The organism is Halorubrum sp. JWXQ-INN 858 (genome assembly GCF_009806985.1).
Lineage (GTDB): Archaea > Halobacteriota > Halobacteria > Halobacteriales > Haloferacaceae > Halorubrum.
This window is the reverse complement of sequence record NZ_WUAX01000008.1, coordinates 217,172-243,570: the sequence shown is the minus strand read 5'-3', so window position 1 is coordinate 243,570 and position 26,399 is coordinate 217,172. Positions and strand designations below refer to the sequence as shown.

General features: G+C 63.9%; 26 protein-coding genes and 1 tRNA gene. 9 read left to right on the top strand and 18 right to left on the bottom strand.

Features of this window, described 5'->3' with window-relative positions; genetic code table 11:
• Positions 1-108 precede the first annotated feature (108 nt).
• The gene (locus tag GRS48_RS06550) at positions 109-420 is read left to right on the top strand and encodes a hypothetical protein (protein WP_159484754.1); all 312 of its coding nucleotides are present in this window, start codon (positions 109-111) and stop codon (positions 418-420) included.
• A 32-nt stretch (positions 421-452) separates the two neighbouring features.
• On the opposite strand, the gene GRS48_RS06545 is transcribed toward GRS48_RS06550, so the two are convergent.
• Both GRS48_RS06545 and GRS48_RS06540 read right to left on the bottom strand, forming a co-directional pair.
• Entirely contained in the window at positions 453-1,106 is a 654-nt protein-coding gene (locus tag GRS48_RS06545) for a recombinase family protein (protein WP_159484752.1), read from the bottom strand.
• Positions 1,107-1,190: 84 nt separating this feature from the next.
• Positions 1,191-1,724, bottom strand: a complete 534-nt coding sequence (locus GRS48_RS06540; RefSeq protein WP_159484750.1) for a hypothetical protein — start codon at positions 1,722-1,724, stop codon at positions 1,191-1,193.
• A 55-nt stretch (positions 1,725-1,779) separates the two neighbouring features.
• Here GRS48_RS06540 and GRS48_RS06535 point away from each other — a divergent pair, with 55 nt between their 5' ends.
• Positions 1,780-2,571: a hypothetical protein gene (locus GRS48_RS06535; protein WP_159484748.1), complete on the top strand. Its 792-nt coding sequence runs from the start codon at positions 1,780-1,782 to the stop codon at positions 2,569-2,571.
• Between the two features lie 12 nt (positions 2,572-2,583).
• On the opposite strand, the gene GRS48_RS06530 is transcribed toward GRS48_RS06535, so the two are convergent.
• Together GRS48_RS06530 and GRS48_RS15420 are read right to left on the bottom strand one after the other, a co-directional pair.
• Positions 2,584-3,189, bottom strand: a complete 606-nt coding sequence (locus tag GRS48_RS06530) for a hypothetical protein (RefSeq protein ID WP_159484746.1) — start codon at positions 3,187-3,189, stop codon at positions 2,584-2,586.
• 215 nt (positions 3,190-3,404) lie between these two features.
• Complete coding sequence (locus tag GRS48_RS15420) at positions 3,405-3,635, bottom strand: FaeA/PapI family transcriptional regulator (RefSeq protein WP_159484744.1); 231 nt, start codon at positions 3,633-3,635, stop codon at positions 3,405-3,407.
• Positions 3,636-3,828: 193 nt separating this feature from the next.
• On the opposite strand from GRS48_RS15420, the gene GRS48_RS06520 reads away from it, so the two are divergent.
• The gene (locus GRS48_RS06520) at positions 3,829-4,086 is read left to right on the top strand and encodes a hypothetical protein (protein ID WP_159484742.1); all 258 of its coding nucleotides are present in this window, start codon (positions 3,829-3,831) and stop codon (positions 4,084-4,086) included.
• Here GRS48_RS06520 and GRS48_RS06515 read toward each other — a convergent pair whose 3' ends face one another.
• The 5 genes from GRS48_RS06515 to GRS48_RS06495 form a co-directional block, all read right to left on the bottom strand.
• Complete coding sequence (locus GRS48_RS06515; protein WP_159484740.1) at positions 4,087-5,043, bottom strand: tyrosine-type recombinase/integrase; 957 nt, start codon at positions 5,041-5,043, stop codon at positions 4,087-4,089.
• 1 nt (position 5,044) lies between these two features.
• Positions 5,045-5,629, bottom strand: a complete 585-nt coding sequence (locus tag GRS48_RS06510) for a hypothetical protein (RefSeq protein WP_159484738.1) — start codon at positions 5,627-5,629, stop codon at positions 5,045-5,047.
• Positions 5,630-5,830: 201 nt separating this feature from the next.
• Positions 5,831-6,985: an acyl-CoA dehydrogenase family protein gene (locus GRS48_RS06505; RefSeq protein ID WP_159484736.1), complete on the bottom strand. Its 1,155-nt coding sequence runs from the start codon at positions 6,983-6,985 to the stop codon at positions 5,831-5,833.
• 175 nt (positions 6,986-7,160) lie between these two features.
• A complete protein-coding gene (locus tag GRS48_RS06500) occupies positions 7,161-8,300 on the bottom strand; it encodes a pyridoxal phosphate-dependent aminotransferase (RefSeq protein ID WP_159484734.1) in 1,140 nt (379 codons plus the stop codon).
• Positions 8,297-8,785 (bottom strand): Lrp/AsnC family transcriptional regulator, encoded by a 489-nt coding sequence (locus tag GRS48_RS06495; protein ID WP_159484732.1) that lies wholly within the window; start codon positions 8,783-8,785, stop codon positions 8,297-8,299. The genes GRS48_RS06500 and GRS48_RS06495 overlap by 4 nt, the downstream gene beginning before the upstream one ends.
• A 146-nt stretch (positions 8,786-8,931) precedes the next feature.
• Between GRS48_RS06495 and GRS48_RS06490 the strand changes: the two genes are divergently transcribed.
• Positions 8,932-10,359: an archaellin/type IV pilin N-terminal domain-containing protein gene (locus tag GRS48_RS06490; protein ID WP_159484730.1), complete on the top strand. Its 1,428-nt coding sequence runs from the start codon at positions 8,932-8,934 to the stop codon at positions 10,357-10,359.
• A 67-nt stretch (positions 10,360-10,426) separates the two neighbouring features.
• On the opposite strand, the gene GRS48_RS06485 is transcribed toward GRS48_RS06490, so the two are convergent.
• The 7 genes from GRS48_RS06485 to GRS48_RS06455 are packed head-to-tail and all read right to left on the bottom strand — an operon-like array spanning position 10,427 to position 19,833.
• On the bottom strand, positions 10,427-11,263 hold the full coding sequence (locus GRS48_RS06485) for a hypothetical protein (protein WP_159484728.1): 837 nt from the start codon (positions 11,261-11,263) through the stop codon (positions 10,427-10,429).
• Entirely contained in the window at positions 11,260-11,790 is a 531-nt protein-coding gene (locus tag GRS48_RS06480) for a hypothetical protein (RefSeq protein ID WP_159484726.1), read from the bottom strand. The genes GRS48_RS06485 and GRS48_RS06480 overlap by 4 nt, the downstream gene beginning before the upstream one ends.
• Entirely contained in the window at positions 11,783-12,958 is a 1,176-nt protein-coding gene (locus GRS48_RS06475) for a hypothetical protein (RefSeq protein WP_159484724.1), read from the bottom strand. Before GRS48_RS06475 ends, GRS48_RS06480 begins: the two co-directional genes overlap by 8 nt.
• Positions 12,946-13,584, bottom strand: coding sequence for a hypothetical protein (locus GRS48_RS06470; protein ID WP_159484722.1), 639 nt, complete (start codon positions 13,582-13,584; stop codon positions 12,946-12,948). The genes GRS48_RS06475 and GRS48_RS06470 overlap by 13 nt, the downstream gene beginning before the upstream one ends.
• Before the next feature lies 1 nt (position 13,585).
• Entirely contained in the window at positions 13,586-14,152 is a 567-nt protein-coding gene (locus GRS48_RS06465) for a hypothetical protein (protein WP_159484720.1), read from the bottom strand.
• Positions 14,149-16,185: a type II secretion system F family protein gene (locus GRS48_RS06460; RefSeq protein ID WP_159484718.1), complete on the bottom strand. Its 2,037-nt coding sequence runs from the start codon at positions 16,183-16,185 to the stop codon at positions 14,149-14,151. The genes GRS48_RS06465 and GRS48_RS06460 overlap by 4 nt, the downstream gene beginning before the upstream one ends.
• Positions 16,186-16,239: 54 nt before the next feature.
• Positions 16,240-19,833, bottom strand: coding sequence for a type II/IV secretion system ATPase subunit (locus tag GRS48_RS06455; RefSeq protein WP_159484716.1), 3,594 nt, complete (start codon positions 19,831-19,833; stop codon positions 16,240-16,242).
• A gap of 108 nt (positions 19,834-19,941) precedes the next feature.
• On the opposite strand from GRS48_RS06455, the gene GRS48_RS06450 reads away from it, so the two are divergent.
• Positions 19,942-20,625 (top strand): DUF1405 domain-containing protein, encoded by a 684-nt coding sequence (locus GRS48_RS06450; RefSeq protein ID WP_321168324.1) that lies wholly within the window; start codon positions 19,942-19,944, stop codon positions 20,623-20,625.
• Between the two features lie 198 nt (positions 20,626-20,823).
• On the opposite strand, the gene GRS48_RS06445 is transcribed toward GRS48_RS06450, so the two are convergent.
• Together GRS48_RS06445 and GRS48_RS06440 are read right to left on the bottom strand one after the other, a co-directional pair.
• Positions 20,824-20,896: transfer RNA gene (locus GRS48_RS06445), tRNA-Arg, on the bottom strand.
• Between the two features lie 66 nt (positions 20,897-20,962).
• A complete protein-coding gene (locus tag GRS48_RS06440) occupies positions 20,963-21,256 on the bottom strand; it encodes a twin-arginine translocase TatA/TatE family subunit (RefSeq protein WP_159484712.1) in 294 nt (97 codons plus the stop codon).
• A gap of 156 nt (positions 21,257-21,412) precedes the next feature.
• On the opposite strand from GRS48_RS06440, the gene GRS48_RS06435 reads away from it, so the two are divergent.
• The 4 genes from GRS48_RS06435 (at position 21,413) to GRS48_RS06420 (ending at position 26,377) form a co-directional block, all read left to right on the top strand.
• Complete coding sequence (locus GRS48_RS06435) at positions 21,413-21,889, top strand: redoxin domain-containing protein (RefSeq protein WP_159484710.1); 477 nt, start codon at positions 21,413-21,415, stop codon at positions 21,887-21,889.
• A gap of 658 nt (positions 21,890-22,547) precedes the next feature.
• Positions 22,548-23,186, top strand: coding sequence for a vitamin K epoxide reductase family protein (locus GRS48_RS06430; RefSeq protein ID WP_159484708.1), 639 nt, complete (start codon positions 22,548-22,550; stop codon positions 23,184-23,186).
• A 191-nt stretch (positions 23,187-23,377) separates the two neighbouring features.
• Positions 23,378-25,843 carry a cation-translocating P-type ATPase gene (locus GRS48_RS06425; RefSeq protein ID WP_159484706.1) on the top strand — a complete coding sequence of 822 codons (2,466 nt, stop codon included), beginning with the start codon at positions 23,378-23,380 and terminating at the stop codon, positions 25,841-25,843.
• Positions 25,844-25,972: 129 nt separating this feature from the next.
• Positions 25,973-26,377, top strand: a complete 405-nt coding sequence (locus tag GRS48_RS06420; protein WP_159484704.1) for a helix-turn-helix domain-containing protein — start codon at positions 25,973-25,975, stop codon at positions 26,375-26,377.
• Positions 26,378-26,399 lie beyond the last annotated feature (22 nt).

Sequence of the window (26,399 nt, the reverse complement as noted above, 5' to 3'; positions counted from 1 at the left end):
GAGCTATACGACTACCACATCGTTGAGATCCGAGAATTTTCTACCGCATACACAGCGGAGGTAGATCGGATTATCCAACCCAAGAATCCAGACTCGTTCCCGGATGGTGTGAATTATATTAGACCAGAAGGTGACGCCAAAGAGCTAATCTATGAAAATCTAAACCTTGAACAGTACGCCTACAACCCTGCTTGGGTAGTCCTTGATACAACCCCAGATAGTGCTGTAGACGACTTTGTGATGTTCAAATTGAGTAATATGGACGACCCAGAGAAAGCTGGGGAAGTACTACGGAGGATATACCACACATTGGACAGTGACGATTTCGACAGGCTAGACTGGGAAGAGCGGAAGCTGCGGTTTGAGGAAGAATTGGATGGCCTGACATCATTTGCTGGATTGATTATAACGCTATTTTAGCTGTAAATGAGATGATATCTCGACACGATATATTAGAGCCCATATAGCTGATTCCGCTCTAGAGCACGCGTAACAGTTGTTCTAGAGGTATCCAATTTCATGGCTGCTTTCCGCTTTGACAGATCTTCCTTCTGTACCATATCTAGCACAGCACAGACTCGGTCGTAGTTCGATCCTTCAATCAACCGCCCACCATCCTTCTCAAATCCCAGCGGAGGTCTACCATGGTGGTAGTCATCCTCGTCTTGTCGAGCTGCGATTCCTTCCTTCGTATTCATTTGCTTCACTCGAGCCTGCCACTCAGCGAAAGCTCCGAGCATCTGCATCTGGAGACGATGCATCGGTCGTTCCTTTTCATCCCCAAAGGAAAGACCATCTCGAACGAAATGGATCGCTGCCCCATTATCAGTGATTCTTGAAACGGTTCGTTCGAGGTCTTGGAGTGAACGTGCTAGCCTAGATATTTCATGGACTACAATGTGCTCAATATCCTCCTTTTCCAGTGTTTCCATCATATCACGGTATCCTGAACGAGAAGTATCTGTACCAGTTGATTTGTCTCGGAATATTTGGAGATCACTAAGCACTGTATCCAGTTTATCCTCCGAATATGATTGAACACTCTGAAGTTGTCTCTCTAGGTTCTGCTCCTCAGTGGAAACCCGGACATAGCATGCGGTTGACATCGTTCCCCACAAGAGTTGTACCAGTATTAAACTTACTATTAGAGTAGTAAATTATCATCATACTGTCTCCAGTTCTACGGATTGCTACTCGCTGCTCGATTCCATTAGAAGCACAGTCCGGAGTACGAAGGAAAAGGCCTCCCAAAATGAAAGGATAGCATACATCAACAAGAAGGTCATCATGAGTGAGAACCATTCATTGATCGTAAACAGAACAGAAACATCAGTAGGGATGTTAACTTTATAAATATTCGATAAAACTGCGATTATAAATCCAGATACGGCTATTTTTACAGGCACTGAGAAGGTTCTTTTTAGATGCCGCAAGAAGTTTTTCTTGTTCTCGGTTGCGTCTTCACTCGCTGATCCTTCGTTATCACCTTGAGATTCAGCCCCACCTGTTTCGCTCTTCTCTTTTGCGGCAGCAATAACCTCACCGTATAGTGATATTATCGAAAACAATGTTCCCATTGTGCCTACAATGACAGTGAAAATACCCGCAGCTAACGCAGGTGAGATAGGCGTTATTGTTAATAAATCCAGATGGGAGAGGGCTCCAACAAGTATAGTTATCGAAGCCGCCAGAACCAGATCTTTCTCATAAGTACTATCCACCATCCTTTTAACATCTATGTAGGGATAGAATTTTAAACTGTCTATCTAATTGACCACTATGTCGCGCGTAAGATTTCGGTTCGGTCAGGTCGATGCTACGGATCGATCTCTTCCTCAGCTGGAACTAATAGCTCAAGAGTTAGAAGATTTAGGAACAGTCGGTGAGTCTGGAAACCGGAAAAGTGCTAGAGATGTTAGAGTGGGTGATGATTATGTATACTTTAGATTTGTCAAAGAAGTTCCGAGAGATGTCTCCGTATTTGATGATGAGGATGACATAATAGAGGCAAAGCAATTTATCGCTCGTTCAATGCGCTTCCTACTATTAGATAACGGCAATTACGCATTTGCTTCCCGCAGGGGCGTCTCTGATGTCGATGCGCTAAACCATATGTTTAGAAACTTTGACACAGGATATGAATACGATCGCTATGACGAATTTGATTTGGAACAAATGAGATGGTTCTACAAAAATAGAGAGAAGGTCAGAAAAGTAAAACTCGATGAAATTGGAGATCATGAGCCAAACCCATCTTGGCCAGATGATGATATTGTAGAAATGGTAGAAGAGACCGGAATAGAGGCAGATAATTCGATATTCAGTGTCGGCCACAAAAATAATAATTTGAAGAAGGTAGATATGATAAAAGGATTTGTAGCTCTATCATTTTTAAGCTTCGTCAGAGCACGCGATACTGAAGGAAATATTCAGGAGTTGCTAGATAGCGGTAGGTTTGGGTTTAATTACTCCGTCGATGAGGAAGAGGTAGAGGACAAAGAAGAAGAAGAAAGTCGTATTATTCGAGATACCGCAATTGGGGTACTGCGGAATCTATTCGGTGATGACTGAGTTTTGAATCGCTTAGACGTTTTCAGCGGTACTACAACTAATGATCACATCATCAGTCTCTGTGAGAATCTTTGATATAGCATTAATAAGGCCTAATATCTGTTCATTAACTAAATCATTCGGACCACCGTGATGTTGGATCTGGATCCTGTCTTCTTGCGCAACCAGATCAGCTACCCAAGATAACGATTCTTCAATTGAGTTGAGCTGTTGCTCGGATATTATTTCTCCAGAATATCCCATCTCAATGAGAATAGCAACTAGCACATCAGTATCAGCCAACGGCCGAGGAACACGGTTCTCGATTGTCGTTCGAGCATCTATTCCTGTGTTAATGATCCGCCGATCCTCGACTCCCAATAGTCGAGCATAACCATCTACAAACTTCAGGTACTGATTCAGTGGGAGCCGATCTGTATCGAGTTCCGCCCTCATCACGTCACCAAAGAAATCCGGCTGTATTGGGTGCGGATCAAAGGTAAACGCATCAACCGGAAGATGATCCTCTACAGCTCGTCGGAACTCGTCGGTTCGATCCGCAGACATCCCTCCCGAGATCGTGGGAGAAGGTACTGCGGTGTACTCTTTAACCGTCAGAAGACAGTCGATCGATAACATCGGCCGAGGACCGCCAAAAGGACCACGTGACATAGGCTCGCACCTGAGCACGAGGTACAGGGTATATAAGAGGAGGGTAGAAATCACCCCCCGACTTTCTGCCGTCGTGTGTGGCCGCTGTGCGACAATTCTATTGAACCTTCCAACCACGTTGACGAATATAGACGGCGGGACAGACGGCGCTAGGCGGCTTTCTAACGAAGCGGGTGACGTTCCTATAGTCTATCCCTTGGGACCCACCACACGAACCGCTTCCCGACATCCTTCATATTGATTTCCTCTTCTCGCTCAAGCGATTTCAATCGCCTTCGAGCGGTTTGAAGGTGGTAATCAAAGTGATCCGCTACCTCTCTTGTTGTTACAACCTCGTTCTCTCGCACAAACGCTAGAATATCTTCATCTGATTGTTGCTCTTCAAATGGCCCACTTTGCTCTCCATCAGGCATCTGCTCATCGATTCGTACCTTCCAGCGATCCTTATACAGATGTTACAACTTTAACACGTTCTTTTGAAAAAGTGCGTTACACAGTGTGTGTTAGAGCAAGTACTAAGGCTGCTCCGAATGTGCTCCATGCTGATACCGATGATAGAATACGAGAACAACGATTCTCGGCAGGGAGTAGCGAAGAGGTCCAGAAATGAATGAAGAGGAACTCCGGGATGACTTGAAAAAGAGATTCAATCCCGATCCTGCCGTTCTGGATAGAGTAGTCACCCAGGCGATGCGGTTACATCAGTCGGGACAATTCGAGGAAGATTCTAATAACGAGTTGACTGCGACATTTTTAGCCGAAAAGCTGGGATCTGCGGATCGACCACTCAAGGAGAGTTGGAACTGGTGGCTCGGTGCGATGGATTTCATTGCGGATAATGACTACAAAAAATACCAAATGTAGTCAGAATGAGAAATTGACATCCGGTGCGAATTGTTCGTATTCCTCGCTCGCGCGTTCTTCGAGGATTTCCCCGTAGATCTCCGTAGTAGTGACCGAAGAGTGTGCTAAGTTTTTTGAGAGTCCTTCGAGTGAACCTCCGTTCTCTAACCAATGCATAGCGAATGAGTGACGGAGCGTGTGTGAAGTGATCTTGTACTGATTGGATCCCCCCGCATTTACGTATACAACCTCTTGGATACCTGCGTTCTCTGCTGCCTGTTTTACAATATTATTGAGATGACTTCCACTCAATTGGGGGCCTGATTCAGTGACAAAGAGGAAATCACTCTCACGCGCGTATGGGGAAGCATCTCTGTGGCCCATATCCAGCCAAGCCGTTAGTAATCCGTCGAGCTTCGGCTGCCACTTTGCTGTGTGAACTTTCCCATTCTTCCCTCTCACCTGTGCCTTGCGCTGCTCACGATCGAGATCCGAGATTTTTACATCGCAGACCTCCTGTCGCCGGAGTCCTGTGAAATACTGAAAGAGAACGATGAGGCGGTTTCGTACCTGAGGACTCGGTACGTTCTTTACTAGCTTCTCAACGTCTTCCTTGCTCAACCAGTGTCTTCGTTCCTTGCTTGATTCCTCTTTTCGAGTTCGTTTTGGAGCATAATCTGTGACGGTGACATCCTCAGCAGGATTCGTCTCACCATCACCTGTACTGGCGAGGTCTTGGTGGAACTGATTCACAGCAACAAACTTCAGTCGGATCGTTTTAGGAGCATATCCCTTCTCAGCTTTGAGCCAACCAAGATACCGTTGAAGCTCACGAGTTGTCACGTCCGCTGGTTCCAGATCTTGGGACTCAAGCCATGAGGAATAGAGTTTTAGACCTTTCTCATACTCATCGACGGTGCTAGAGGCTTTGTCCATCCCCCGGAGGATCTCGACAAAGGAAATCATTTTCTCGTGCATCTCATTCCTCCTTGAAGAAGTGAGATCGACCATCCACCTCTACCTCAACAATTGGCAGAAGTTGATCCTGAAGATGCTCGATTGCGTCTTGAACATACGATTCGGTCGAATCAATTCGATCTGCTATTCGTCCTGGTGTTTGCCAGTTTATCCGAGAGTCATCTGCTTTACCACTATCGGAAGGAAGGATCACTGTTCTGGCCGCCTCCTTACGACGGTACTCTTTGGGATCCATTTCTGCTGAACTGGGAACCTCGTTCTCGGCTGTTGGTTTAGGTAATGGCTCCAGATGATCGTACACTTCCTGAGCAAGTTCGGAAATGTCCACTCTCTGTTGACGCTGATCTCGAAGCCATCGAACGTCTTTCTGAATACGATCGATGTCGTCTTGTAGATCTTGGAGATCGGCTGAAATCGCAGGTGATTCAGTAGGGGTTGCTGTTTGATCGTCGTTGATCTCTTTTTCTACAGCAGTCCGAATCAACCCCGTGAGACTACTGTATTTCCCCGTCTGATCGATGTATCTCTCCCAATCATCTTTCTGCTCTTCATCAACTCGAAAGTTGACTTGCATCCTTTCGCCCATATCGCTATAGACGTGCTAGGGTTGTATATAATTATGCTATATTTTCAATCGATAATCGGAGATTTTCGAGCAATCGGACGGAGTCCGACGACTTCGCGCGCTCGCCGGCTCCCGTTCGGTCGCCGGCGGGATCGCGCGCGCCGACTCACGTATAAGGTGGCGAGGGCGTGGGGTTCGACGGACGGCCGGCGGTGTCGACGCTTAAAAGCCCTCTCCGAGCAGCTCGCGGGCGATGATGTTCTTCTGGATCTCAGTCGTCCCCTCGTAGATCTGGGTGATCTTCGCGTCGCGGTAGAACCGCTCGACGTCGTGGTCGTTGACGAAGCCGGCCCCGCCGTGGACCTGGACGGCCTCGTCGGCGACGTCGACGGCGACTCGCGAGGCGAACTCCTTGGCCATCGACGCCAGCGCCGTCAGCTCGCTCGACTCGTTGTCGACCGCCCACGCGGAGCGGTAGGTGAGCCACCGGGCGGCCTCCGTGTCCGTGTACATCTCCGCGAGCTTGTGTTTGATCGCCTGGAAGTCGCTGATCGGGCGGCCGAACTGCTCGCGCTCCTCCGCGTAGTCGAGGGCGCGCTCGGCCGCACCCCGCGCGATGCCAACCCCCTGTGCCGCCACCGCGGTGCGCGTCTCGTCGAAGAACTGCATCAACTGGAGAAAGCCCATCCCGCGCTGGCCGATCAGGTTCTCCTCGGGGACGCGCACGTCGTCGAACACCAGCTCGGCGGTGTCGCTCGCGCGGATCCCGAGCTTGCCGGTGATCTTCTCGCGGGTCAGCCCGTCGCGGTCCGCCTCGACGAGGACCTGTGAGTAGCCCGAGTACCGGTCCTCTATCTCGGGATCCGTCTCGCAGACGACGACGAAGTAGTCCGCGACCGTCCCGTTCGTGATCCACATCTTCGATCCGTTGATGACCCACTCGTCGCCGTCCTTCTCCGCGCGGGTCGCCACCGAGGTGACGTCGGATCCCGCCTGGGGCTCGCTGATCGCGGACCCCATGACGGCGTCGCCGTCGGTGACCGCGGGGAGGATCGCCTCCTTCTGCTCGTCGGTGCCGAACTCCATGATCGCCTCCGCGCCGAAGCCGGCGCTGGACACACACAGGCCGATCCCCGGGTCGGCCGCGAACAGCTCCTCGGTGAGGATCGCGTTCTCCAGGGCGCTGTAGCCGACGCCGCCGTACTCGACCGGCACGTGCGGGGCCAACAGCCCCATCTCCGCGGCCGCCTCCATCACCTCGTGTGGGTACGCCTCGGCGACGTCGTACTCGCTTGCGACCGGCCGGATCTCCTCGTCGGCGAACCGGCGAACCTCCTCCCGAAGCTGCCGTTGTTCGTCGGAGAGCTGGAACTCCATACCGAACGGTACCCGAGTCACGTGTTAGTCGTTCCCAAACGCGAGGGAATTCACGGAGAGTTGAACGTTCCAGAACCCGCCAGCGTGTGGGCCCGGAACGCGAGAGCGAAGCCGGACCGTTCCACGGGCCGACCGGTCCGCGGGCTGACCGTTCCGCGACGGCCGTCCGGCCTCCCTACCGGTTCGCCACGAAATCGGCGATCCGATCGGTCGCTGCCTTCAGTTCGCGCATGGACGTGGCGTAGGAGACGCGGAGGTGCCCTTCGCCGCCCGCGCCGAAGACGGAGCCCGGGACGACCGCGACGCCCTGCTCTTCGAGGAGCGCCTCGGCGAACGCCTCGTCGTCGCCGCCACAGCGAGGGAACGCGTAGAACGCGCCGGTCGGCTCGAACGTGTCGAGCCCCATCGCGTTGAATCGCGAGACGACGAGCCGGCGACGGCGGTTGTACTCGCCGACCATCTCCCGGACTTCGTCGTCACAGCGTTCGAGCGCCTCCAACGCGGCGTACTGGGCCGTCGTCGGGGCGGACAGCATCGTGTACTGGTGGATCCGGTTCATCGCGTCGACCGCGTCGGCCGGGCCGAGCGCGTAGCCGAGCCGGAGCCCGGTCATCGCGTACGCCTTCGAGAAGCCGTTGATGACGACGGTCCGCTCGCGCATCCCCGGCTGCGTCGCGATCGACGCGTGGTCGCCGCCGTAGGTGAGCGCGGCGTAGATCTCGTCGGCGATCACCCGGAGGTCGTGCTCGCGGCAGAACGCCGCCACCTCGGCGAGCTCCTCGTCGGTCATCGTCGCGCCCGTGGGGTTGTTCGGGTAGCACAGCACGAGCACGTCGGCCGCGTCCGCGCCCGCCGCCGCGAGCCCCTCGCGCGTGAGCGCGAAGTCGTCCGCGGCGTGGGTCGGCACCGGCAGGGGCTCGCCGCCCGCGAGCTCGATCCCCGGCGCGTACGAGATGTACGTGGGCTCGTGGACGGCGACGACGTCGCCGGGGTCGACCAGCGCGCGGAACGCCAGGTCGACGGCCTCGCTCGCGCCCGTCGTCACGAGCACCTCCTCGGCCGGGTCGTACGGCTGGTCGTACCGCTCGTGATGGTCGGCGATCGCCTCCCGGAGCGGCTCCATCCCGCGGTTCGAGGTGTAGGAGGTCTTCCCCCGCTCCAGCGAATCGATGGCGGCGGTCCGCGCGGCCCACGGCGCGGAGAAGTCGGGCTCGCCGACCCCGAGCGAGATGACGTCGTCGCGCGCCTCCGCGAGCTCGAAGAACTTCCGGATCCCGGACTCGGGGAGGTCGGTCGCGCGCTCGGACAGCCTCATGGCGAGACCGAGAGCCGGTCGTCGTCGTCGCCGTCCTCGAACCGGATCCCCCCGTCCTTGTACGTCTCCATGATGTAGTGGGTCACCGTCTGGGTGACCTCGGGCATCGGGGCGACCTGCTCGGAGATGAACCGCGAGACGTCCTGCATCGTCTCCCCGAGCACCTCCACGGCGAAGTCGTAGTCGCCGGAGACGAGGTGGAGGGCGTCGACCGCGGGGAACTTCGCGATCCGGTCGGCGACCTGGTCGTAGCCCGTCTCGCGGTCCAGCGCGACGTTGATCTCGACGAGCGCGCGGATCTTCCCCTCGTCGACCGAGTCCCAGTCGACGACCGCCTGGTAGCCGTGAACGACGCCGTCGGCCTCCAGCGCCGCGATCGCGGCCTCGACCTCGTCGGCGTCCAGACCGGTCTGTGCCGCGATGTCGGCGACGTCCTCGCGAGCGTTCCGCGCCAACACGTCGAGTACCTCACGCTCGGCTTCCATACCGGTGCACAGTCGGGGCGGGGGTTTGAAGATGGCGACCGGCGCAAGCGCGCGACGACGCGGTCCTTCCCCGGTCGCGTTCTCAGGACCGATAGTTAGCTTATAAAACCCGGGAGAGTTATGCCCTCGGCGAGCCTCTCCCGACCATGGATAGGGGGTCGACGACCGACGGGGACCGCGCGGTGTCGAGCCCCGTCGGCGTGGTGCTCCTGCTCGCGGTCACGATCGCCGCGGTGACGGTGACGGTGGTGGCCGGTAGCGCCGCGCTCGGCGCGGTCACCGACGACGCGCGTTCGTCGGGTGCCGAGAACGCGCTCTCGCAACTCAGCTCCCAGACGAGCCTCGTCGCGCTCGGCGAGACGGACACCAAGCGATTCGACCTCGGCTCGGTCGACGGCGGCGACCTCCGGCTCGAGGAGGACGCCGGCCACGTCCGGGTGTGGATCGAACGGGGCGGCGAGGTCGACCCGGTCTTCGACGACTCGTTCGGGACGCTCGTGTACGAGGGCGATCGACGGACCGTCGCCATGCAGGGCGGCGGCGTCTGGACGGCCGACGGCGACCGCGGCCGGATGGTCTCCCCGCCGGAGTACCACTACCGCGGCGACACGCTCACGTTCCCGATCGTGCGGTTGGAGGGCGACGGCTCGGCCCCCGCCGCACGCGGGACCGTCCGACAGAAGCAGGTCGGGGCGTCGGTGTTCGACCCGGGCGACAACCCGCTGCAGGACGGCACCGTCGTCGTCGAGGTCCGGAGCGACTACTACGAGGGCTGGTACGACTTCTTCAGCCAGCGCGCCGAGGGCGACGTGACCAAGGACGACGACGCGCGGACGGTGACCGCTCGCCTCGTCGTTCCCGAGGAGGTGGCCGTCGACAAGCCGCTCTCGATCGGGGGCGGCGGGTACGACTACCGCGGCCAGGACCCGTTACACGAGGACGACTACGAGACCGGACAGTCACACCCGTCCCCGTCGACGGTGATCGCCAACCAGCTCTCGATCGCGCAGTCCGACGGTGACGGCGACGTTTCGAACTGCTTCGACGGCGGGACGTGTTCCGCCGGTACCTACTACGCGGACGGCGACGTCACGCTGGACGGTGACGTCGACTTCGACACGACCGACGGGGACGTCGTCGTCGCGATCGACGGCACGTTCGACATCGGCGGTCATAACCTTCAGATAACCGACGAAACGGATAACGAGGTGCGCTACTACATCGACGGCGACCTCGAGCTGAACAACCCCAGGATCGGAACGACCGCGACCTCGACCGACGCCAAACGGACCCAGTTCTACGTGAACGGCGGCGTCGCGGAGAACACGAACGGGATCGGGAACGCCGAGATCGACGCGATCATCTACGCGCCGAACGCCTTCCTCGAGGTCAGCGGGAACCCGACGCTCCGCGGCGCGTTCGTCTTCGGCGGGGTCGACCTCGGGGGGGCCGCCGACGTCCAACACGACCCCGAGCTCGCCGACTTCCAACTCACCATCACCGGCGGTCCCGGACAGAACCCGATCACCTATCTCCACGTGAGCGAGAACGTCGTCGAAGTCGGGTTCGACTGACTGACTGACTGATTGGCTGATTGGCTGCTTGGCTAACTGATTGGCTGATCGGCGAAAATCCGGCACCTCAGCGCCTGATCGCGACGTCGATCGCGATCACGCGGACGTACACCGTCTCGTCCTCCTCGACGGTCGCGACCACCTCGCCGTCCGCGACGTCGACGTCGACGAACCCGTCGGTGTCCTCGAGGTACCGCGCCCACGCCTCAGCCCGCGGGGACTCGATCCGGACCTGAACCGCCTCGGGATCCGTCCCCGACGCGGGATAGGCGTACCGCGGTGACGGTCCGGCAGTTGCCGACACCTGCACGGTTCCGTCGCCGCTCGTCGCCGTCCGATCCCCGTCGGGACGCGTGCGGACGATCGGGAGGGTCGTCCGGCCGTCCGCCGCGACGAACCGCGGCGACGACCGCATCCGGGCCGTCTCGCCGTCGGTCCGGAACCACGCGCCCATCTCGTAGGCGATCTCGGTGTCGCCGCTCGTGTACGTGACGGCGTGGATCCGTCGTTCGACCGCGAGCTCCGAGCCGTCCGCGTCCGTCTCCCACTCCCCGTCCGCGCCGACCTGGCCCACCGTCACCGTCGTCTCGTCCGCGAGCGACAGCGTCCCGCCGCCGAGACGGATCTCCGTCGCGCGGCTCGGGTCCTCGTAGCGCTGGAGGTCACGGAGGTTGTCGTCGAGGACGTCGAACGCCCGCTCGACGTTCTGGACGCGCTCGACCGACTGCCGCTCCTCCAAGCCGACCATCCCGACCGCGAACACCGTCCCGATCGTCGCGGTGACGATCGCGAAGACGAGCACGTAACCGACCACGTCGCTGACGGCCCGCGCGTCCGAACCCGCTCTCCCGGGCGCACCAGCGTCCCGACGCGACGCCGGGACGCCGCCGCCGTCCCGACTCATCGTTCCGACACCTCGAGCGTCCCGTTCCCCGGCACGGAACCGTCGGCGACGTACTCGATCCGGAGCGGGCCGCCCCGGACGGACGATTCGGCGACGTCGACCTCGCCGACCGCGTGCGGGACCGTCACGGTCACGTCCGGGGCCTCCGTCCGCAGCCGGACCGCCTCACCGTCCACCTCGACGGTGTACGCCGACCCGGCGACCCGTCTCGGGAGGTCGACGTGGACCGCGACGCTCGCGGTCCCGTCACCGGTGAAGTCCGGGTCCGACGGGCCGGCCTCCGCGGCGCGGGCGAGGCGGTCCGCGCTCTCGAGGTTCGCGACGACCTGCTGGCCGGTGACCGAAAGGTCACCCCGGACCGCACGGTCCGTCTGCCCCTCCAACACCCCGCCGATGCCGATCGTGATCCCCGCGAGCAGCACCGCGCCGATGGCGAGCGTGAGGACGTAGCCGACCGTGACGCTGACGGCGCGGTCGTCGACGCGGACGGTACCACCGCGCGTGTCGCCGCCGTCCCGCTCACGCATCGGGCTCACCCGGGGCGACCCGGACCGTCGTCTCGAACCCGAGGTCGGCGGTGCGGTACCGGAGGTCGACCGTGGCGTCGTACACGCCCGGCGTGGCGTGGTCGGCCTCGTCGTACCACGTCGCCGACGCGGTCCTGGCCGTCGCGGTCGCGGTGCCGTCGGCGGCGTCGCCGTTGACGAACCGGACGTCGTACGGCCCGTCCGCGTCGTCCGGGCCGGTCGTCGGAACGAGGGCCGCGGGCCAGAGCCCCGGACAACGCGCCGTCCCGATCGCTCGCCCGTCACCGTCGCGGACGGTCACCCGTTCGCCGGTCAGGTCGACCTCGACGGCCGCCGCGGGGTCCGGGCCCGCCGTCCCGGCCGCGATCCGACAGCGGACCTCGAGGGGGCCCCCGTCGGAGCCGACCGCGACGGCGACGTCGTCGCTCCCGTCGTCGGGGCGGAACAGGTAGACCTCGTGGCGCGCCATCGTTCCCTCGGGGTCGGAATCCTCGAGCACCACGCCGAACGCCTCCTCGCGCGCGCCGGCGGCGTCGGTCACGGCGAGCGCCGCCGTCTCGGAGTCGAGGTCCGCGGTGACGGTGAATCCCCGGGTACGCTCCACGTCCGTCGCGAACGCGTACCCGTCGGCGGCCGTCTCCGCCCCTCCTTCCTCCTCGCTGGTTTCCTCTTCCTCGCTGGTTTCCTCCTCCGTCTCCTCCGCCTCCTCTTCTTCTCCCCCTTCCTCCGTCTCCTCCTCCCCTGCGTCCATCCAGTCGTCCGTGCTCGCATCGAGGTACCAGCCGTCGGTCGTTCCCACGGGATCGGTCTCGAGCCGTGTCACGCCACCGCGTTTGGCGTACCGCGCCGCGATCCGCTCGTCGAGATCCTCGATCCCGTCCTCGACCGTCCCCGCCGCCTCCCCGTGTGTCCCCGGCTTTGCCCGGTTCGTCGCGTCGACGAGGCCGCCGACGCCCTCGACGCCGGTGGCTCGGACCTCCAGCGCCTCCCCGTCGGCGGCCTCGACGCCCCGCGTCGCGACGTTCTCCGTGTAGATCGTCGCGTTCAGGAGGACGACCAACACGACGAGCGACACCGCGACGACGAGCCCCGCAACGAGCAGCAGCTGTCCCCGGTCGGCGTCGCGGAAGCGGTCCCCGTCCGGGGGACCAATGCTCACATCCGCCATACGACGATTCGCACCTCCAAGGTGTTGTACGTCGGCCCGTCGTCGACGTCCGGCGCGTAGAACTCCGGCCCGGCCGTCCCGCCGTCCGGATCCGGCGCGACGTCCGCGAGCGTCGTTCCCTCGAAGCCCGGTGCCGTCAGGGTCGTGTCGTCGGTCACGGACACCGTCCGCGTCGCCGACACCGCGTTGTCGCTCGGCCGGCCCATGTTGACCATCGGCTCCCCCCGCGACGACGTCGACGGGTGGGCGTCGACGTAGACGTTGAACGCGATCCGTCGATCGAGGAACGTCCGGTCGAGCGCCTCGCCGAAGGCGTTCGGCGGCCCGCCGTGGACGTGCTCGTCGAACCCCTCGGGGACGCCGGCGAACCGCCCGTCAACCGGGTCCCAGTACAGCACGGCCTCGTGGAGGTCGCCGTTCGCCGCGCTCGTCTCCAGGAGGTCGGTCGCGACCGCACGCTGTTGGTTCTCGATGTGCTGGTTCGACGTGCTCGCCGACAGCGGCGTCACCGCGGTCGCCTGCAGCGCGAACGTGAGCCCGGCGACGAGGAGGATCGCCGCCACGAACGCCTCCAGGGTGTGTGCCTGCGCGCGGTCGTCCGATCGGCGGGCGTGGAACGGCGTCATCTCACCACACCCTCACGGTCAGTCGGTACTGGTCGCCGTCGAGCGAGACGACCCGGCCGGAGACGGTGACGTCGTCGGGGTCCGGCGCGTCGGGATCCTCGCTCGATCGGGAGAACACGACGTCCTCGAAGGTGCCGTGGCGCGTTTCGACCGTTTCGAGGTCGAGCGGGTTGTTTCGCGGTGACCGTTCATCGAGCTCGTGGATGACGACCTGTACCTCGCGGTCGACCCCGAACAGCTCGTCCGGGTCCTCGCTGGCATCGAACCCGCAATCGGCCTGCTCCGTGAGCGACCCGTCCGCCGTGAAGTAGGCGACGGTACACGCCGGCGAGAGGACGCCCGGCTCGCTCGTCGACGCCGCGAGCAGGTCGCCGGCGAAGCCGGCGGCGACGCGGTCGCTCACGATCGGCGACGTGCTCTCGGCGGCCGCGAACGGGTCGAACAGGGTCGGCACGAACGCGATGACGAACGCGAGGGTGATCAGGAACACGCCCGCGCCGACGCCGAAGTCTATCGGTGTCTGCGCGCGGTGATCCGACGGGAACGCGGGAGGCGATCCGGGCGTCATCCGACGAACACCCACACCCCCAGCGAGAGCGTCATGAGGCTCACGGCGAACTTGACGCCGGAGACGATGTCGGCGTTCCGGAGGTATCCCGCGATGAACCCCGAGAGGATCGCCTGGATCGTGACGGCGTGGAAGAACAGCAACGACAGCACGGCGGGGTCGACGCCGCCGCCGAAGTCCATCCCGTCCGCACCGTCGGCCGCGCCGTTCCCGCCCTGGTCGACCAGGTCCGCCATCACGTCGATGAACTGCGTCTGGAGGATCGCCATCACGCCGAGCAGCGTGACGTACGTCATGATGATGATCGCTACCTGCATCATCGTGCGGGAACGACGCTCGCGCTCGATGTCGTCCTGGTTCTCCGACGCCTGTGCCGCCGTCGTCAGCACGTCCGTGATCTGCGAGGACGCCTCCTGTGCCTTCGAGACGAGCTTCACCGTTCGGGCGAGCCGCGGCACCCGGTACTTGTTGTTGAACTCGACCATCGCCGCCCGCAGGCTCATCCCGTAGTTCACCTTCGCGTGCATGACGTCGAACTCCTCGGCGAGCTTCCCCGAGGAGGTGTCCGAGACGGTCTGTAACGACTCCAACAGCGTCTGTCCCGTGTCGTTCGCCGACGAGAGCTTCCGGAGGTTCTCCGAGAGTTTTCCGGTGATGGCGCGTCGCGACCGCTCGTTCCACTCGTGAAACACCGCGAGCGGGAGTAGCGTGACGTAGAGGGGGACGTACACCCAGATGAACGTCGCCCAGACGGGGCGTGACACCCACCCGTCGAGCGACAGCGGTGCGCTGCCGGTCCTGACCGCGACGGCGAGGAGGACCAGCGCCGCGGGCACCGTCATCGCCAGCGAGTAGGCCGGGTTCTCCCGCAAGAACAGGTGCGGGGCCGAGAGGAGCTGTGTCGTCTTGTACGTTCCCTCCCGCGCTTTGACACGGTCGAAGACGCGGAACTCCCCGACGAACGCCTCGACGAGCCCGAGGTGGATGAGCCCCTCCCGTCCCGACTGCTCGAGGCGGGCGCTTCCGCCCTCCGGGTCGAGGTAGCCGTCGCCCGGCTCGTCCTGTTTGACCGTCGAGACCAACACGAGGAAGCCGACCCCCGTCAGGGGGATGAGCGCGTACACCGTGGCGTACAGCAGGAAGTCGTCGGACTCGCCCATCATCCCCATGATGACGAGGATGATGATGAGGAGCAGGGGGAACAGCGACAGCGTCATGTACATCTCCCCGAACAGCTCCAGCGTCTCCAGGGTCATCTCCTGCTCCTGTTTCGACGTCCGGAGGTGTTTCTCCTTCTTGTCGGCGAGGAACCCCTCGATGTCGCCACCGGAGTTGACGATCGACAGCATGTCCGCGAGGAACTGTGAGAGCTCCTCGGAGGGCGTCTCCATCGACTGCTGGCGGATCGCGTTCCGGTAGTCGGTGCCGAAGTACTCCGTCTCGTTGATGATGCTCTGGAACTCCTTTGACACCTCCCCGTAGGTGTCCTCGGCGTTCGCCATCGCGCGGAGGATCTCCAGCTGGTTGAGGCCGCCGACCGACAGCGCGTACATGAAGGAGACGGAGTCGGCGAGCAGCATGTTGATCTCGCGCTCCCGCGTGGACGCCCGGGAGTACGGGACCGCGATCAGGCCCCCGAACCCTAACGAGAAGCCTAGCGAGCCGAAGAAGAGCCCGCTGATGAACACCGCGACGGGGACGACGAGAGACCGCAACAGGGCCGCCGTCGCCGGGTTCGGCGCGGGGACCCCCAGCGAGAGGCTCTCGGGATCGATCACGCCGAGGACGAACACGCCGTACCCGATCAGGGTGCCGACGATCCACAGCGCCACGCCGGCAAGCAGCCCGATCCCGAGCGAGCGCGACAGGAACATCTCGACGGGGTCCGGCATCCGCGCCTCTGCGAGCTTCCGCTCGACGTCGCCGACGAAGTCGCCGTCGGGGTCGAACAGCAGCCGGAACACCGGGTAGAACAGCTCCCCGAGCAGGTTCCCGTCGACCGACCGACCGCCGAGCCCGTCCTCGAGGCTCATCGACGCCCTCCCGTTCGGGTCACGGGTCCGTTCGTCCGGACGTTCGTCATCGGCTCACCCGCCCTCGTCCTCGATCGCCCGATCGCCGAAGACCCACTCCCCCTCGTCGAACTCCGTTTCCGGGTCGTCGTCGCCGTCGCCGTCGCCATCGCTGTCACCGTCGCCGTCGCTGTCACCGTCACCGTCACCGTCGCCGTTATCGGGGTTTTCTTCGACGTCGTCGCCTCCGTCAGCGGGATCGTCTTCGGCATCGTCTTCGGCATCGTCGCCGGGATCGCCTTCGGCGTCGTCCTCTCCGTCGTCGGGGGCGAGTCCTCCGTCGACGCTGCTTCCGTTCCCAGCCAGTCCGTCACCATTGGTTCCGGGTGACGTGCCCGATGGGTCGCTCTCGTCGTTCGACGCGCCCCCCATCACGTTTATCGCCTCGTCGAACGGCTCGTCGAAGTCGATCTCGCCGGTCGGTTCGTCGGCGTCGTCGGTGTCGTCGGGAGGGGTGGAGCCATCGGGAGCGGCGGGAGCGGCGGAGCCATCGGGAGCGGCGGGAGCGTCAGGGCCGTCGGGGCCGCCGAAATCGCCTGCCTCGGCGGCGTTAGCGGGTGCGCTGTCCGGAGCGTCGACGCCGCCGGACGCGCCGTCGGAGGCCGTCGCTGTGGCGTCGCCCGCCGCCGCATCCAGTGCGGCGGCCTCGCGGGCGGCTTGAGCCAGCGTCTCGTGGTCGTCCTCGGGCTTCGCCTCCACGTCGACCGCGGGGACCTCGTCGAGGAGCGCGTCGGTAACGGAGGCGGGCGTCTCGCCGCGGTACTCCGCGAGCAGGTCCTCGGCCTCCTCGAGGATCCGGGCGACCTCCGCTTTCCCCTCCTCGTCGGGGTCGGGCCGCGGCACCAGCGCCTCCTTCTCCCGGTCGACGTCGATGAGGACCGACTCCATCTCGCGGAGGTCCTCCAGCGAGCGCTCCAGCCCGTCGTTGGCCATCAGCGTCAGGATCGTGTCGGGGTCGTTGATGAACGCCTGGAACGTCGCCGCGACCTGCGCGTACGTGTTGAGCCCCCTGTCGATGAGATACGCCAGTACCACCCGCCGCTTTCGGAGCTCCGCGTCGAGCGTCGCACGGTCCCAGCCGCGGTCGAACATGATCTCCTCTAACGTGTTCGAGTCGCCCATCTGGAGGAACTCGTCGGTCTCCGCCTGCCACTGGTAGACGTCCTGGACGTTGATCTCGTCGTTCTCGGCGTCGTAGTGGTTGATCTCGGTCAACGACTTGTTGCGGCGCACCTTGCGCCCCTGCACGCGCGTTGACGTCTGTACGGAGACGAGATCGAGCGCGGTGAACATCGTCTTCGAGACGTTGATCGGCTCGGTGGTGAACCGCTTGAGCACCTCGCCGACGGAGTCGGCGTGGAACGTCGTGTAGGTGGTGTGGCCCGTCGACATCACCTGGAAGAGGGTCCGTCCCTCCTCGCCGCGGATCTCGCCCATCACGATGTAGTCGGGGCGTTGGCGCAGCGCGGCCTCCAGCAGGTCGAACTCGTCGACGTCGCCCTTGTCGTCCGCGGAGAACGACGGGCGGGTGACGGAGGCGATCCAGTTGCGCTGGGGGAGTTCGACCTCGCGGGTGTCCTCGATCGAGACGATCTTCGCGTTCGACGGGATGAACAGCGAGACGGCGTTCAGGCTCGTCGTCTTCCCGGAGGCGGTGCCGCCCGCGAAGATCAGGCTCTTGTGGTTCTCGATACAGAGCCAGAGGAACGCCATCTCGTCGAGCGAGAACGTCCGCCAGTTGATGAGGTCGATCGGCGTGAACGGGACGTCGTTGAACTGCCGGATCGTGTAGTTCGTCCCGTGGTCGGACACCTCTCGGCCGAGCGTGAGCTGGGCGCGGGAGCCGTCCGGGAGCGTCGCGTCGACCTGCGGTCGCCGCTTCGAGATCCCCTTCCCGGAGCGTTGTGCGAGCTTCACCACGAAGTCGTCGAGCTCGTCGGTGCCGTGGAAGACGTTCGAGATCACCTGTTCGTACTCGGAGTGGTAGACGAACACCGGCGACTCGTAGCCGTCACAGGAGATGTCCTCGACGTTGATGTCGTGTTTGATCGGGTCGATCCGTTCGTAGCCGATGAAGTCGCGTTTGAGGTAGTACAGCAGCTTCTCGATCTGGTACTCCGTGAGCGTCTCCGCGTCCTCCGCCAGCACCGCGGGCTCCGGGCGCGCGCTGATCCCGGACAGCCCCACCGTCGGCTCGCTCGCCGGTGCGTATCCGACGATGTCGGCGATCCGATCGACCGCCGCCGCGATCCGTTCCTCGCCGATCCGGTCGGTGACCGCGTTCAGCCGCCCCGTGCCGAGCCGCCCTGTCCCAAGCCGCTCGGCGTCGAGCCGGTCGGACAGCGCGTCGACGCCGCGGACGAGTTCGACGACGTCGTTCGCGAGCCCTCGCTCGCCCTCGTCGGCGTACAGGTCGTAGCGGTCGAGCAGGGCGCGCGTCTCCTCGGCGATGACCCCCTCGCGAAACGCCTCGTCGCCGCCGGCGATCGACTCGTCAGCGTACTTGATCGACGTCCGGAGCTTCCCGGTGAGGAACTCCTGAAGGTCGCGTTCGATCCGCGTGAGGTACGGCTGGACCGCGTAGTACTTCCGCTCGTTCTCCTTCGTCGAGTGGAAGATGATCACGAACGCGTACGGCTCGTTCACCCAGTAGCGCTCCACCTCGCGGAAGTGCGTCTTCTTCGCCATCGGCACCGCCCGTTCGAGGTCGTACCGGTTCGCGAGGGTCGTGTGCCCCTCGGCCGTAGAGAAGAACGCGTCCTCGTCGATCTCGGGGTCGACGTCGACGGTCCGCTCGTCGACCAGCGCGTCGATCGCTCGCGCCGCGTCCGCGCCGTCAGCGAGCCGGTCGTCGATCTCGTCCGGGTCGAAGCCGAGCGCGGCGGTCTTGTCCTCGTGAGTGAACGCCAGCGGCTCGTCCTCCTCGTCGGTCGGGGGGTTCCCGTCCTCGTCGAGGAAGAACTCCTCGCGGTAGTCATCCCACGTGTAGTATCCCTTGAGCACCGGCAGCTCGTACAGGTCGTATCGCGCGTGACACAGGTCCCAGAGCGCGTCGCCGACCGCGTCGGCCGCCCACAGCCGGGCGCCGAGGCCCTCCGGATCGAACCCGAGGAACGTCGCCGGATCGAGTCCGGCGCGCGTCCAGTCGTCCGCGGTCGGCGTCCGCGCCGGCTGTAGCTCCACGTCCCGCCCCGCGACGACGACCGACCCGCTCGTCGGGGCGTCGAGTGTGTCCTCGCCTTCTTCGGCCCCGTCCTCGCCTTCTTCGGCCCCGTCCCCGTCGGCCGTGTCCGCCACGGGAACGACCGCGGCGGCGCTAACGACGACGTCGCGGTCACGGAGCTCGATCCCGTCGCCTTCGGCGTCGCCAGCAGCGGTCTCGCGGATCTCGTCCGCGTGCTCCTCGCCGACGTGTGCCCGAACCACATCGGCCGGGACGGCAGGGGCCTCGTCGATCCGCGCGTACAGCGCCGCCGCGGCGTCCTCGTGCCCATGCTCGCGGAGGAACTCCCGCCACGTGTAGCGTCCGACGATCGGGTTCCGGGACTTCGGTAGCCCGTCCGTACCCCGCGCGTCGGCGGGTGCGGGTCCGGAGTCCTCGGTAGTCATGCCTCCCTCCACTGGTCCACCACTCAAAAAGGTTTCTTGCAAATGCTGTCATCTGATAATTCTGCCCTCGATGTCGGGGTTTTTGTTCCCTCCGCGCGCATTCCCGTCGTGGTATCGCCACAGCGTCTCCGGGACCCGGCCGTTCGTCGGCGGGTACGCGACGCCGTCGCCGAGGAACTGTTGGGAACTCCGCGGAGCCTCGGGGCCGTGCTCGGGCTCACGGCGTTCATGCTCCTCGTCGGGATCGACTACTACGTGGCGACCCTGCCGACGGTGCCGGTCGCGCTGTGGCCCCTCTACGCCGACTCCGCGGTCGCCGTCGGGCTCGCGTTGCTGTCGTTGGTGACGCTCCTCCCGACCGTCGGGTCGGGCGGTGACGTCGCCGACGCGCCGGTCAACCGACCGCTCGCGTACCTCCACACGCTGGCGTTCGTCTGGCTCGTGCAGTTCGGGCTCTGGCCGCTCGTGTCGTTGAACCTCGCGTTCGAGGCGTACGTCACCGCCCCGGACGCGTGGATCTACTACTGGGGCGTGCTCGGGACGCATCTCCTGTTCGTCGGGCTCGCGCTGCTGTTCCCGGCGTTCGGGCGCACGACGCGGGGCGCGCTGGCGCTGGCGCTGGGGCTCGGCGTGTCGAACGTCGTCGTCGACTACGGGTTCGGCTACCACCCGCCGCTGCTGTACGAGCCAGGACTCGATCTGGCGTTCGCCACCCTCGCGATCGCGGTCGTCGCCGTCGCGCTCGCGGACCGGTCGTTCCGTCGCCTCGACGCGGGCGATCGCGACGACTGACGACGTGGCCCGTCCGGCGAGCCGGACGGGCCACTGCTGTCTCAAGGACGTGTCGCCAGCGTGTCGCTATTGGCGAGCATGTCGCTGACGCGTCACGGGCGCGGCGGGATTCGAACCCGATTGCGAGACTCGCGGGCTCGTCTCGCGTGATTCGAATCTCGCCGTGCCGGTCCGCTCGCCACTGCGTGGCTCGCTGTACGGGCGCGGCGGGATTCGAACCCGCGATCGAGAGGTTAGGAACCTCTCGCCCTATCCGCTAGGCCACGCGCCCACGAGGGTGGTCAAAACAGTATCGGCGGGTGGTCCGGCAGCGAACGGGGGATCGACGCGGCGTCGATCAGGCGTTCTTCTCGGTTTCGGTCTCGACGTTCTCGTCCTCTTCGTCCTCGTCGGCCAGATCGGTCGTGTCGACCGGCTCGGCCGGCTCCCCCTCGGTCTCGCCGTCTTGCATCTGTTTCAGTTCGTCCTCGACTTCCTCGCGGCCCTTCTTGAACTCGCCCATCGCCTGTCCGGTCGACCGCGCCAGCTTCGGGATCTTGTTCGCGCCGAACAGCAGTACCAACACGAGTAGGATGATGAGGAGCTCGGGGCCCGCCGGAATGCCGCCGATCAGTGGTATCGCGCTTGCCATCTCTACTCCGTGGTAACCTTGTGGCGACTATAGTCTTTTTGGACGACTTAGTTGGCCATACGTCGCACACTGCCCGTCGCTGACGTGGCACACGACCTCCGTGGCGACGAGTACCGCTACCGGAACGGTGATGTCCCGACGCCCACACCCGAACGTATGGTTGACGTCGGCGACCCCGCGCCCGGATTCACCGCATCGCTGGCCCACGACGGTATCGAACCGTTCCGTCTCGCCGACCACCTCGGCGACGGCCCCGTCGTCCTCGCCTTCTTCCCGGCGGCGTTCTCGAACACCTGCACCGACGAGCTCTGCACGTTCCGCGACAGCCTCTCGCGGTTCGCGGACGTCGGCGGCGTCGTCTTCGGGGTCAGCACGGACCTCCCGCACGCCTTACAGGCGTACCGCGAGCGCTACGACCTCCCCTTCGGGCTCGTCGGCGACCCGGACCACCGCGCGATCGAGGCGTACGACGTCGTCGGCGAGTTCGAACGGTACGGCGTCGACACGGTCGCGACGCGGTCGGTGTTCGTCGTCGACGCCGACGGGCTCGTCCGCTACCGCTGGATCGCCGAGGGCTCCGGCGTCGAGCCCGACTACGACGCCGTCGCCGACGCCGTCGCGGCCGTGGCGTGAACGTGAGCGCCGCCGCAGCGTAAGCGTGAACGTGAGCGAGCCGTGGCGTGAACGTGAGCGGCGGCACGAGCGCACCTGAGCGCGGACGACTGCACACGCGCGACCGCGGACGCGAAACCCGCATCCTCGAATCACTGGTCTTCCTCGACCCATCGTGCTTGCTTTTTATGTACAATACCGCCCTTCGATTCCGGTCGTGAACGTGAAACCCTCTCCGGCTTATAACGCACCGACAGCGATCGGGCCGTGGGCCGTTCACGGAGCGGCCGCGACGGGCGGCGGTGGTCCCTTTTCAGTCGACGTCGCCGCTACCGGGCGGGCGTCCGTGTCGTCGCGTGGCTCGTGGAGACGCGGGATCGTGTTTATAAGTGGTGGAACGTTCTTCGGATCGCGTTTATAAGCGCTCGAACGTTCTTCGAGGATTCTCAAGAGCCGTTCAGCGGGGGTTTGGGACGTACCGACGGATGATTTATCAGTAGCTCCGACGACCGCCCTTGGGTACTTCCCGCTGTGCGGCGCTCACACACCGGCATCCCACCCGTCCCGTTCTCCCGGAAACGCCGACGTGATCGATGGCTCCGGCCGTCGTCGAGCTGTGTTCTTAGAATTGTACATACAACACAATACTTATGAGGAAAGGGCCCCGACACGAACGTGTATGGAAACACAGCATTCGGAAACCGGTCGCTCGGCGCGACACGCGTTCGACGCCGAGTGGAGCTACAGTCCGCGGGTCTCGACGCTGTTCGGGGCGTTCACCGCCATCGCGGTGTTCGGGTGGGTAGTCAGCGCGTTCCTGAGCGGCATTCACTTCTGGGCGATCCCGCAGATCCCGGCGGGGGCCGAGCTCTCCGGGAGCCTGCAGGTCGTCACCAGCTCGTGGGCGTACGTCTTCGGCGTCCCCCTCGCGACGCTCGGAGCGTTCTACTACCTCACGACGATCGTGTTGTCGCTCTGGTGGTTCGACACGCGACACCCGCTGATCGTCAAGATCCTGACGCCGATCACCGCGACCGGGGTGCTCGCCTCGGCGTACTTCGTCTACCTGCAGCTCGGCGTGATCGGCGAGATCTGCCCGTTCTGTATGATGTCGGCGACGGCGTCGGTGCTGCTGTTCGGGCTCGAGCTGTCGATCCTCCGCACGAGCGACTTCCCGGCGACGACCGTCCTGGTCGGCGACGTCGGCGAGCTGCTGGACCGGACGCGGTTCCGCTGGCTCGCCGTCGCCGCCGCGATGGGGCTGCTCACGCTCGCGGCGTTCTACGGCGTGACGCTCGCGCCCGTTCCCGGGACGTAAACCGGCGCTCGGCGGCTGTCGCTGCCTCCGATCGTCCGGTTGCACTCCGCCCCACCTCGTCTCGCCTCCTCCGCTTCTCACCGCCCTCCTCCCGCTTCCCTCCGCCTTCCCCCGCCCCGGTCGTCGGGACCGGGCGTGGACACTTATAAGCGCTCGTGACCATCACGGAGACGAACGGTGCCACACATGCCATGACCTCCCCATCGGACCCGCCGCCGTCCGCTGACGGGGGCGATAACGGACCCCTCCAGCCCCACACCGACGACTCTGGGTCGTCGATCTCGACGCTCACGCTGCACGTCCGCCCCGTCGGAAGTCGGAGCGCCGGGTCCCGATCGCGCGCGGTCGAGCGGCGGCTCCGGGACGTCGACGGCGTCGAGACGGCGGACGTCTCGCTGCGGGCCGGGACCGCGACCGTGAGATACGACGAGCGAACGGTTCGGCCCGACACGATCGACGGCGTCGTCCGTCGGTCGGGACTCGTTCCGCGAACGGGCGCGGACGCCGTCGCCGACGGCGGCGCACTCGACAGCCAGTCCGATCCGACCGATGGATTGCCGCCTGTCGACGGCGACGGCGATCCTCCCGAGAACGACGATACCTCCGAGAGAGAGGACGGTCCGGGCGCTGACGGCAGCCTCGGAAACGCACCCGAGGACACGGAGGCGGTCGACCGCACCACGCTCCGGCGCGAGGCGGTCTTCGTCGTGCTCACGTTCGTCGGCATGTTCGTCGGGCTGATCGCCGGGTGGCTCGGCGGCCCCCGGACGCTCGTCTGGGGGGCCTACGCGGTCGCGTACGTCTTCGGCGGGTGGTACGGGCTGAAGACCGGGATCCAGACGCTCACACACGGCGCGGTCGACATCGACCTGCTGATGATCCTGGCGGCGACCGGCGCGCTCGTCATCGGCGCGCCGTTCGAGGGGGCGATGCTGCTGTTCCTCTTCTCGCTGTCGAACGTGCTCCAACACTACGCGTTCGGGCGGTCGCGGCGCGCGATCAAGGCGCTGATGAAGCTGCGGCCGGACTCGGCACGCGTGCTGCGTGACGGCACGGAGGTGACGGTCCCCGTCGAGGACGTCGTCGTCGGCGACGTGTTCGTCGTCCGCCCCGGCGACCGGATCCCCCTCGACGGCGTGGTGACGGTCGGTGAGAGCACGGTCGACCAGTCGTCGATCACCGGCGAGTCGGTCCCGGTCGCGAAGGAGCCCGACAGCGAGGTGTACGGCGGGACGATAAACGAGGTCGGGAGCCTCGAGGTCCGGGTGACCCGCGAGGCCCACGAGTCGACGATCGCGAAGCTCATCCACATGGTCGAGGAGGCCCAAAGCGAGAAGGCCCCGACACAGCGGCTCATCGACCGCCTCGAGCAGCCGTACGTGTTGGGCGTCTTCGCGCTCACGGGGGTGGCGATCGCGGTCCCGCTGTTTTTGGGCCACGAGTTCGACCCGACGTTCTACCGCGCGATGACGCTCATGGTCGCCGCCTCGCCCTGTGCGGTCGTCATCTCCACGCCGGCGGCGGTCCTCTCCGCCATCACCGCGGGCGCGCGGGAGGGGGTCCTCTTCAAGGGCGGCGAGCACGTCGAGACGGCGGCGACCGTCAACGCCGTGGCGTTCGACAAGACGGGGACCCTCACCGAGGGCGACACGCGGCTGACAGACGTCGCCGTCCGCGGGGGCGTCACCCACGACGGGCGGACGCTCGACGACGACGGCCTGCTGGCGCTGTCGGCTGCCGTTCAGTCCCGGTCGGAACACCACCTCGCGCAGGCGACGGTCGACGCGGCCGCGGAGCGTTCGCTCGACGTCCCCGACGCGACCGGCTTCCAGGCGACCGTCGGCAAGGGCGTCCGGGCCGTCGTCGACGGCGACACGGTTCACATCGGGAACCGGCGCTACGTCGAGTCAGCGCTCGCCGCCGGTTCGGTCGGCTCGGATGATTCGGACGGCTCGGACGATTCGGACGGCTCGGTCGGATCGGACGGCGGGTCCATCGACGGCCTCGACGCGGGGTTCCGCGCGCTCGACGCCCTGGAGCGTGACGGGAAGACGAGCGTTCTCGTCGTCCGCGAGTCCGAGGGCGGCGCGTCCGTGCTGGGGTGGCTCGCATTCACCGACACGGTCCGGCCGGGCGCGGCCGAGATGGTCGCTCGACTGCGGGAGCTCGGCGTCGAGCAGGTCGTCATGCTGACGGGCGACAACGAGCGGGTCGCTCACCACGTCGCCGAGGAGGTCGGGATCGACGAGGTGCACGCCGAGCTGCTCCCGGAGGAGAAGGTCGGGGCCATCGAGGAGCTGCGCGATCGGTACGGGACCGTCGCGATGGTCGGCGACGGCGTCAACGACGCGCCCGCGCTCGCGACCGCGACCGTCGGGATCGGCATGGGTGGGGCCGGCACCGACGTGGCGCTCGAGACCGCGGACATCGTGTTGATGTCGGACGACATCTCGAAGATCCCCTACGCGCTCGGACTGAGCCGTGCGACGAGGCGGACGCTGTTCGTCAACCTCTCGATCGCGTTCGCCGCCATCGCGATCATGATCGTCGCGATCCTGACCGCCGGGATCCCCTTGCCCGTCGCCGTCGTCGGCCACGAGGGGTCGACGGTGTTGGTCTCACTGATCGGCCTGCGGCTGCTCCGCTACCACGCCTGACATCGGAACCCGAAGCCGCCCCGGAGGTCGCACCCGAACACGCTCCTCCCGGCTTTCAACGGTCGGCACGAGAGTATTGTACGAAACCTGCAAACACTTTTGTTCGTCGGGAGGCTACCTCACTCTACGATGGCAGACTCAATGAGCGAGTACCTCAAACAGGACATGGAGTGTGAGGGGCTCCTGGAGTGTATTCACGGGCTGAAGAACCTCGATAAGGAGATATTCCTCCTCCTCACCGACCGGACGGAGCCGATGACCGTCGACGAGATCGCGGAGGCGGTCGACCGCGAGCGTTCGACGGCGTACCGGTCGGTCCAGCGGCTGGTCACCAGCGGCTTCGTCCAGAAGGAGCAGATCAACTACGACCAGGGCGGCTACTACCACGTGTTTCGCCCGACCGACCCGGACGAGATCGCCGACGACATGCAGCGGATGCTCAACGACTGGTACGCGAAGATGGGTCAGCTCATCGGCGAGTTCCGCGAGAAGTACGACCTCCCGGAGGAGCAGGCGGTCCCGGCGGAGAGCTGACGCCTCTTCCCCTCAACTCCTC

Excerpts from the sequence above, each read along its gene's own strand:
- GRS48_RS06545 (WP_159484752.1), bottom strand. The coding sequence starts at position 1,106 with ATGTCAACCGCATGCTATGTCCGGGTTTCCACTGAGGAGCAGAACCTA.
- GRS48_RS06540 (WP_159484750.1), bottom strand. The coding sequence starts at position 1,724 with ATGGTGGATAGTACTTATGAGAAAGATCTGGTTCTGGCGGCTTCGATA.
- GRS48_RS06535 (WP_159484748.1), top strand. The coding sequence starts at position 1,780 with ATGTCGCGCGTAAGATTTCGGTTCGGTCAGGTCGATGCTACGGATCGA.
- GRS48_RS06530 (WP_159484746.1), bottom strand. The coding sequence starts at position 3,189 with ATGTTATCGATCGACTGTCTTCTGACGGTTAAAGAGTACACCGCAGTA.
- GRS48_RS15420 (WP_159484744.1), bottom strand. The coding sequence starts at position 3,635 with ATGCCTGATGGAGAGCAAAGTGGGCCATTTGAAGAGCAACAATCAGAT.
- GRS48_RS06520 (WP_159484742.1), top strand. The coding sequence starts at position 3,829 with ATGAATGAAGAGGAACTCCGGGATGACTTGAAAAAGAGATTCAATCCC.
- GRS48_RS06515 (WP_159484740.1), bottom strand. The coding sequence starts at position 5,043 with ATGCACGAGAAAATGATTTCCTTTGTCGAGATCCTCCGGGGGATGGAC.
- GRS48_RS06510 (WP_159484738.1), bottom strand. The coding sequence starts at position 5,629 with ATGGGCGAAAGGATGCAAGTCAACTTTCGAGTTGATGAAGAGCAGAAA.
- GRS48_RS06505 (WP_159484736.1), bottom strand. The coding sequence starts at position 6,985 with ATGGAGTTCCAGCTCTCCGACGAACAACGGCAGCTTCGGGAGGAGGTT.
- GRS48_RS06500 (WP_159484734.1), bottom strand. The coding sequence starts at position 8,300 with ATGAGGCTGTCCGAGCGCGCGACCGACCTCCCCGAGTCCGGGATCCGG.
- GRS48_RS06495 (WP_159484732.1), bottom strand. The coding sequence starts at position 8,785 with ATGGAAGCCGAGCGTGAGGTACTCGACGTGTTGGCGCGGAACGCTCGC.
- GRS48_RS06490 (WP_159484730.1), top strand. The coding sequence starts at position 8,932 with ATGGATAGGGGGTCGACGACCGACGGGGACCGCGCGGTGTCGAGCCCC.
- GRS48_RS06485 (WP_159484728.1), bottom strand. The coding sequence starts at position 11,263 with ATGAGTCGGGACGGCGGCGGCGTCCCGGCGTCGCGTCGGGACGCTGGT.
- GRS48_RS06480 (WP_159484726.1), bottom strand. The coding sequence starts at position 11,790 with ATGCGTGAGCGGGACGGCGGCGACACGCGCGGTGGTACCGTCCGCGTC.
- GRS48_RS06475 (WP_159484724.1), bottom strand. The coding sequence starts at position 12,958 with ATGGCGGATGTGAGCATTGGTCCCCCGGACGGGGACCGCTTCCGCGAC.
- GRS48_RS06470 (WP_159484722.1), bottom strand. The coding sequence starts at position 13,584 with ATGACGCCGTTCCACGCCCGCCGATCGGACGACCGCGCGCAGGCACAC.
- GRS48_RS06465 (WP_159484720.1), bottom strand. The coding sequence starts at position 14,152 with ATGACGCCCGGATCGCCTCCCGCGTTCCCGTCGGATCACCGCGCGCAG.
- GRS48_RS06460 (WP_159484718.1), bottom strand. The coding sequence starts at position 16,185 with ATGAGCCTCGAGGACGGGCTCGGCGGTCGGTCGGTCGACGGGAACCTG.
- GRS48_RS06455 (WP_159484716.1), bottom strand. The coding sequence starts at position 19,833 with ATGACTACCGAGGACTCCGGACCCGCACCCGCCGACGCGCGGGGTACG.
- GRS48_RS06440 (WP_159484712.1), bottom strand. The coding sequence starts at position 21,256 with ATGGCAAGCGCGATACCACTGATCGGCGGCATTCCGGCGGGCCCCGAG.
- GRS48_RS06435 (WP_159484710.1), top strand. The coding sequence starts at position 21,413 with ATGGTTGACGTCGGCGACCCCGCGCCCGGATTCACCGCATCGCTGGCC.
- GRS48_RS06430 (WP_159484708.1), top strand. The coding sequence starts at position 22,548 with ATGGAAACACAGCATTCGGAAACCGGTCGCTCGGCGCGACACGCGTTC.
- GRS48_RS06425 (WP_159484706.1), top strand. The coding sequence starts at position 23,378 with ATGACCTCCCCATCGGACCCGCCGCCGTCCGCTGACGGGGGCGATAAC.
- GRS48_RS06420 (WP_159484704.1), top strand. The coding sequence starts at position 25,973 with ATGGCAGACTCAATGAGCGAGTACCTCAAACAGGACATGGAGTGTGAG.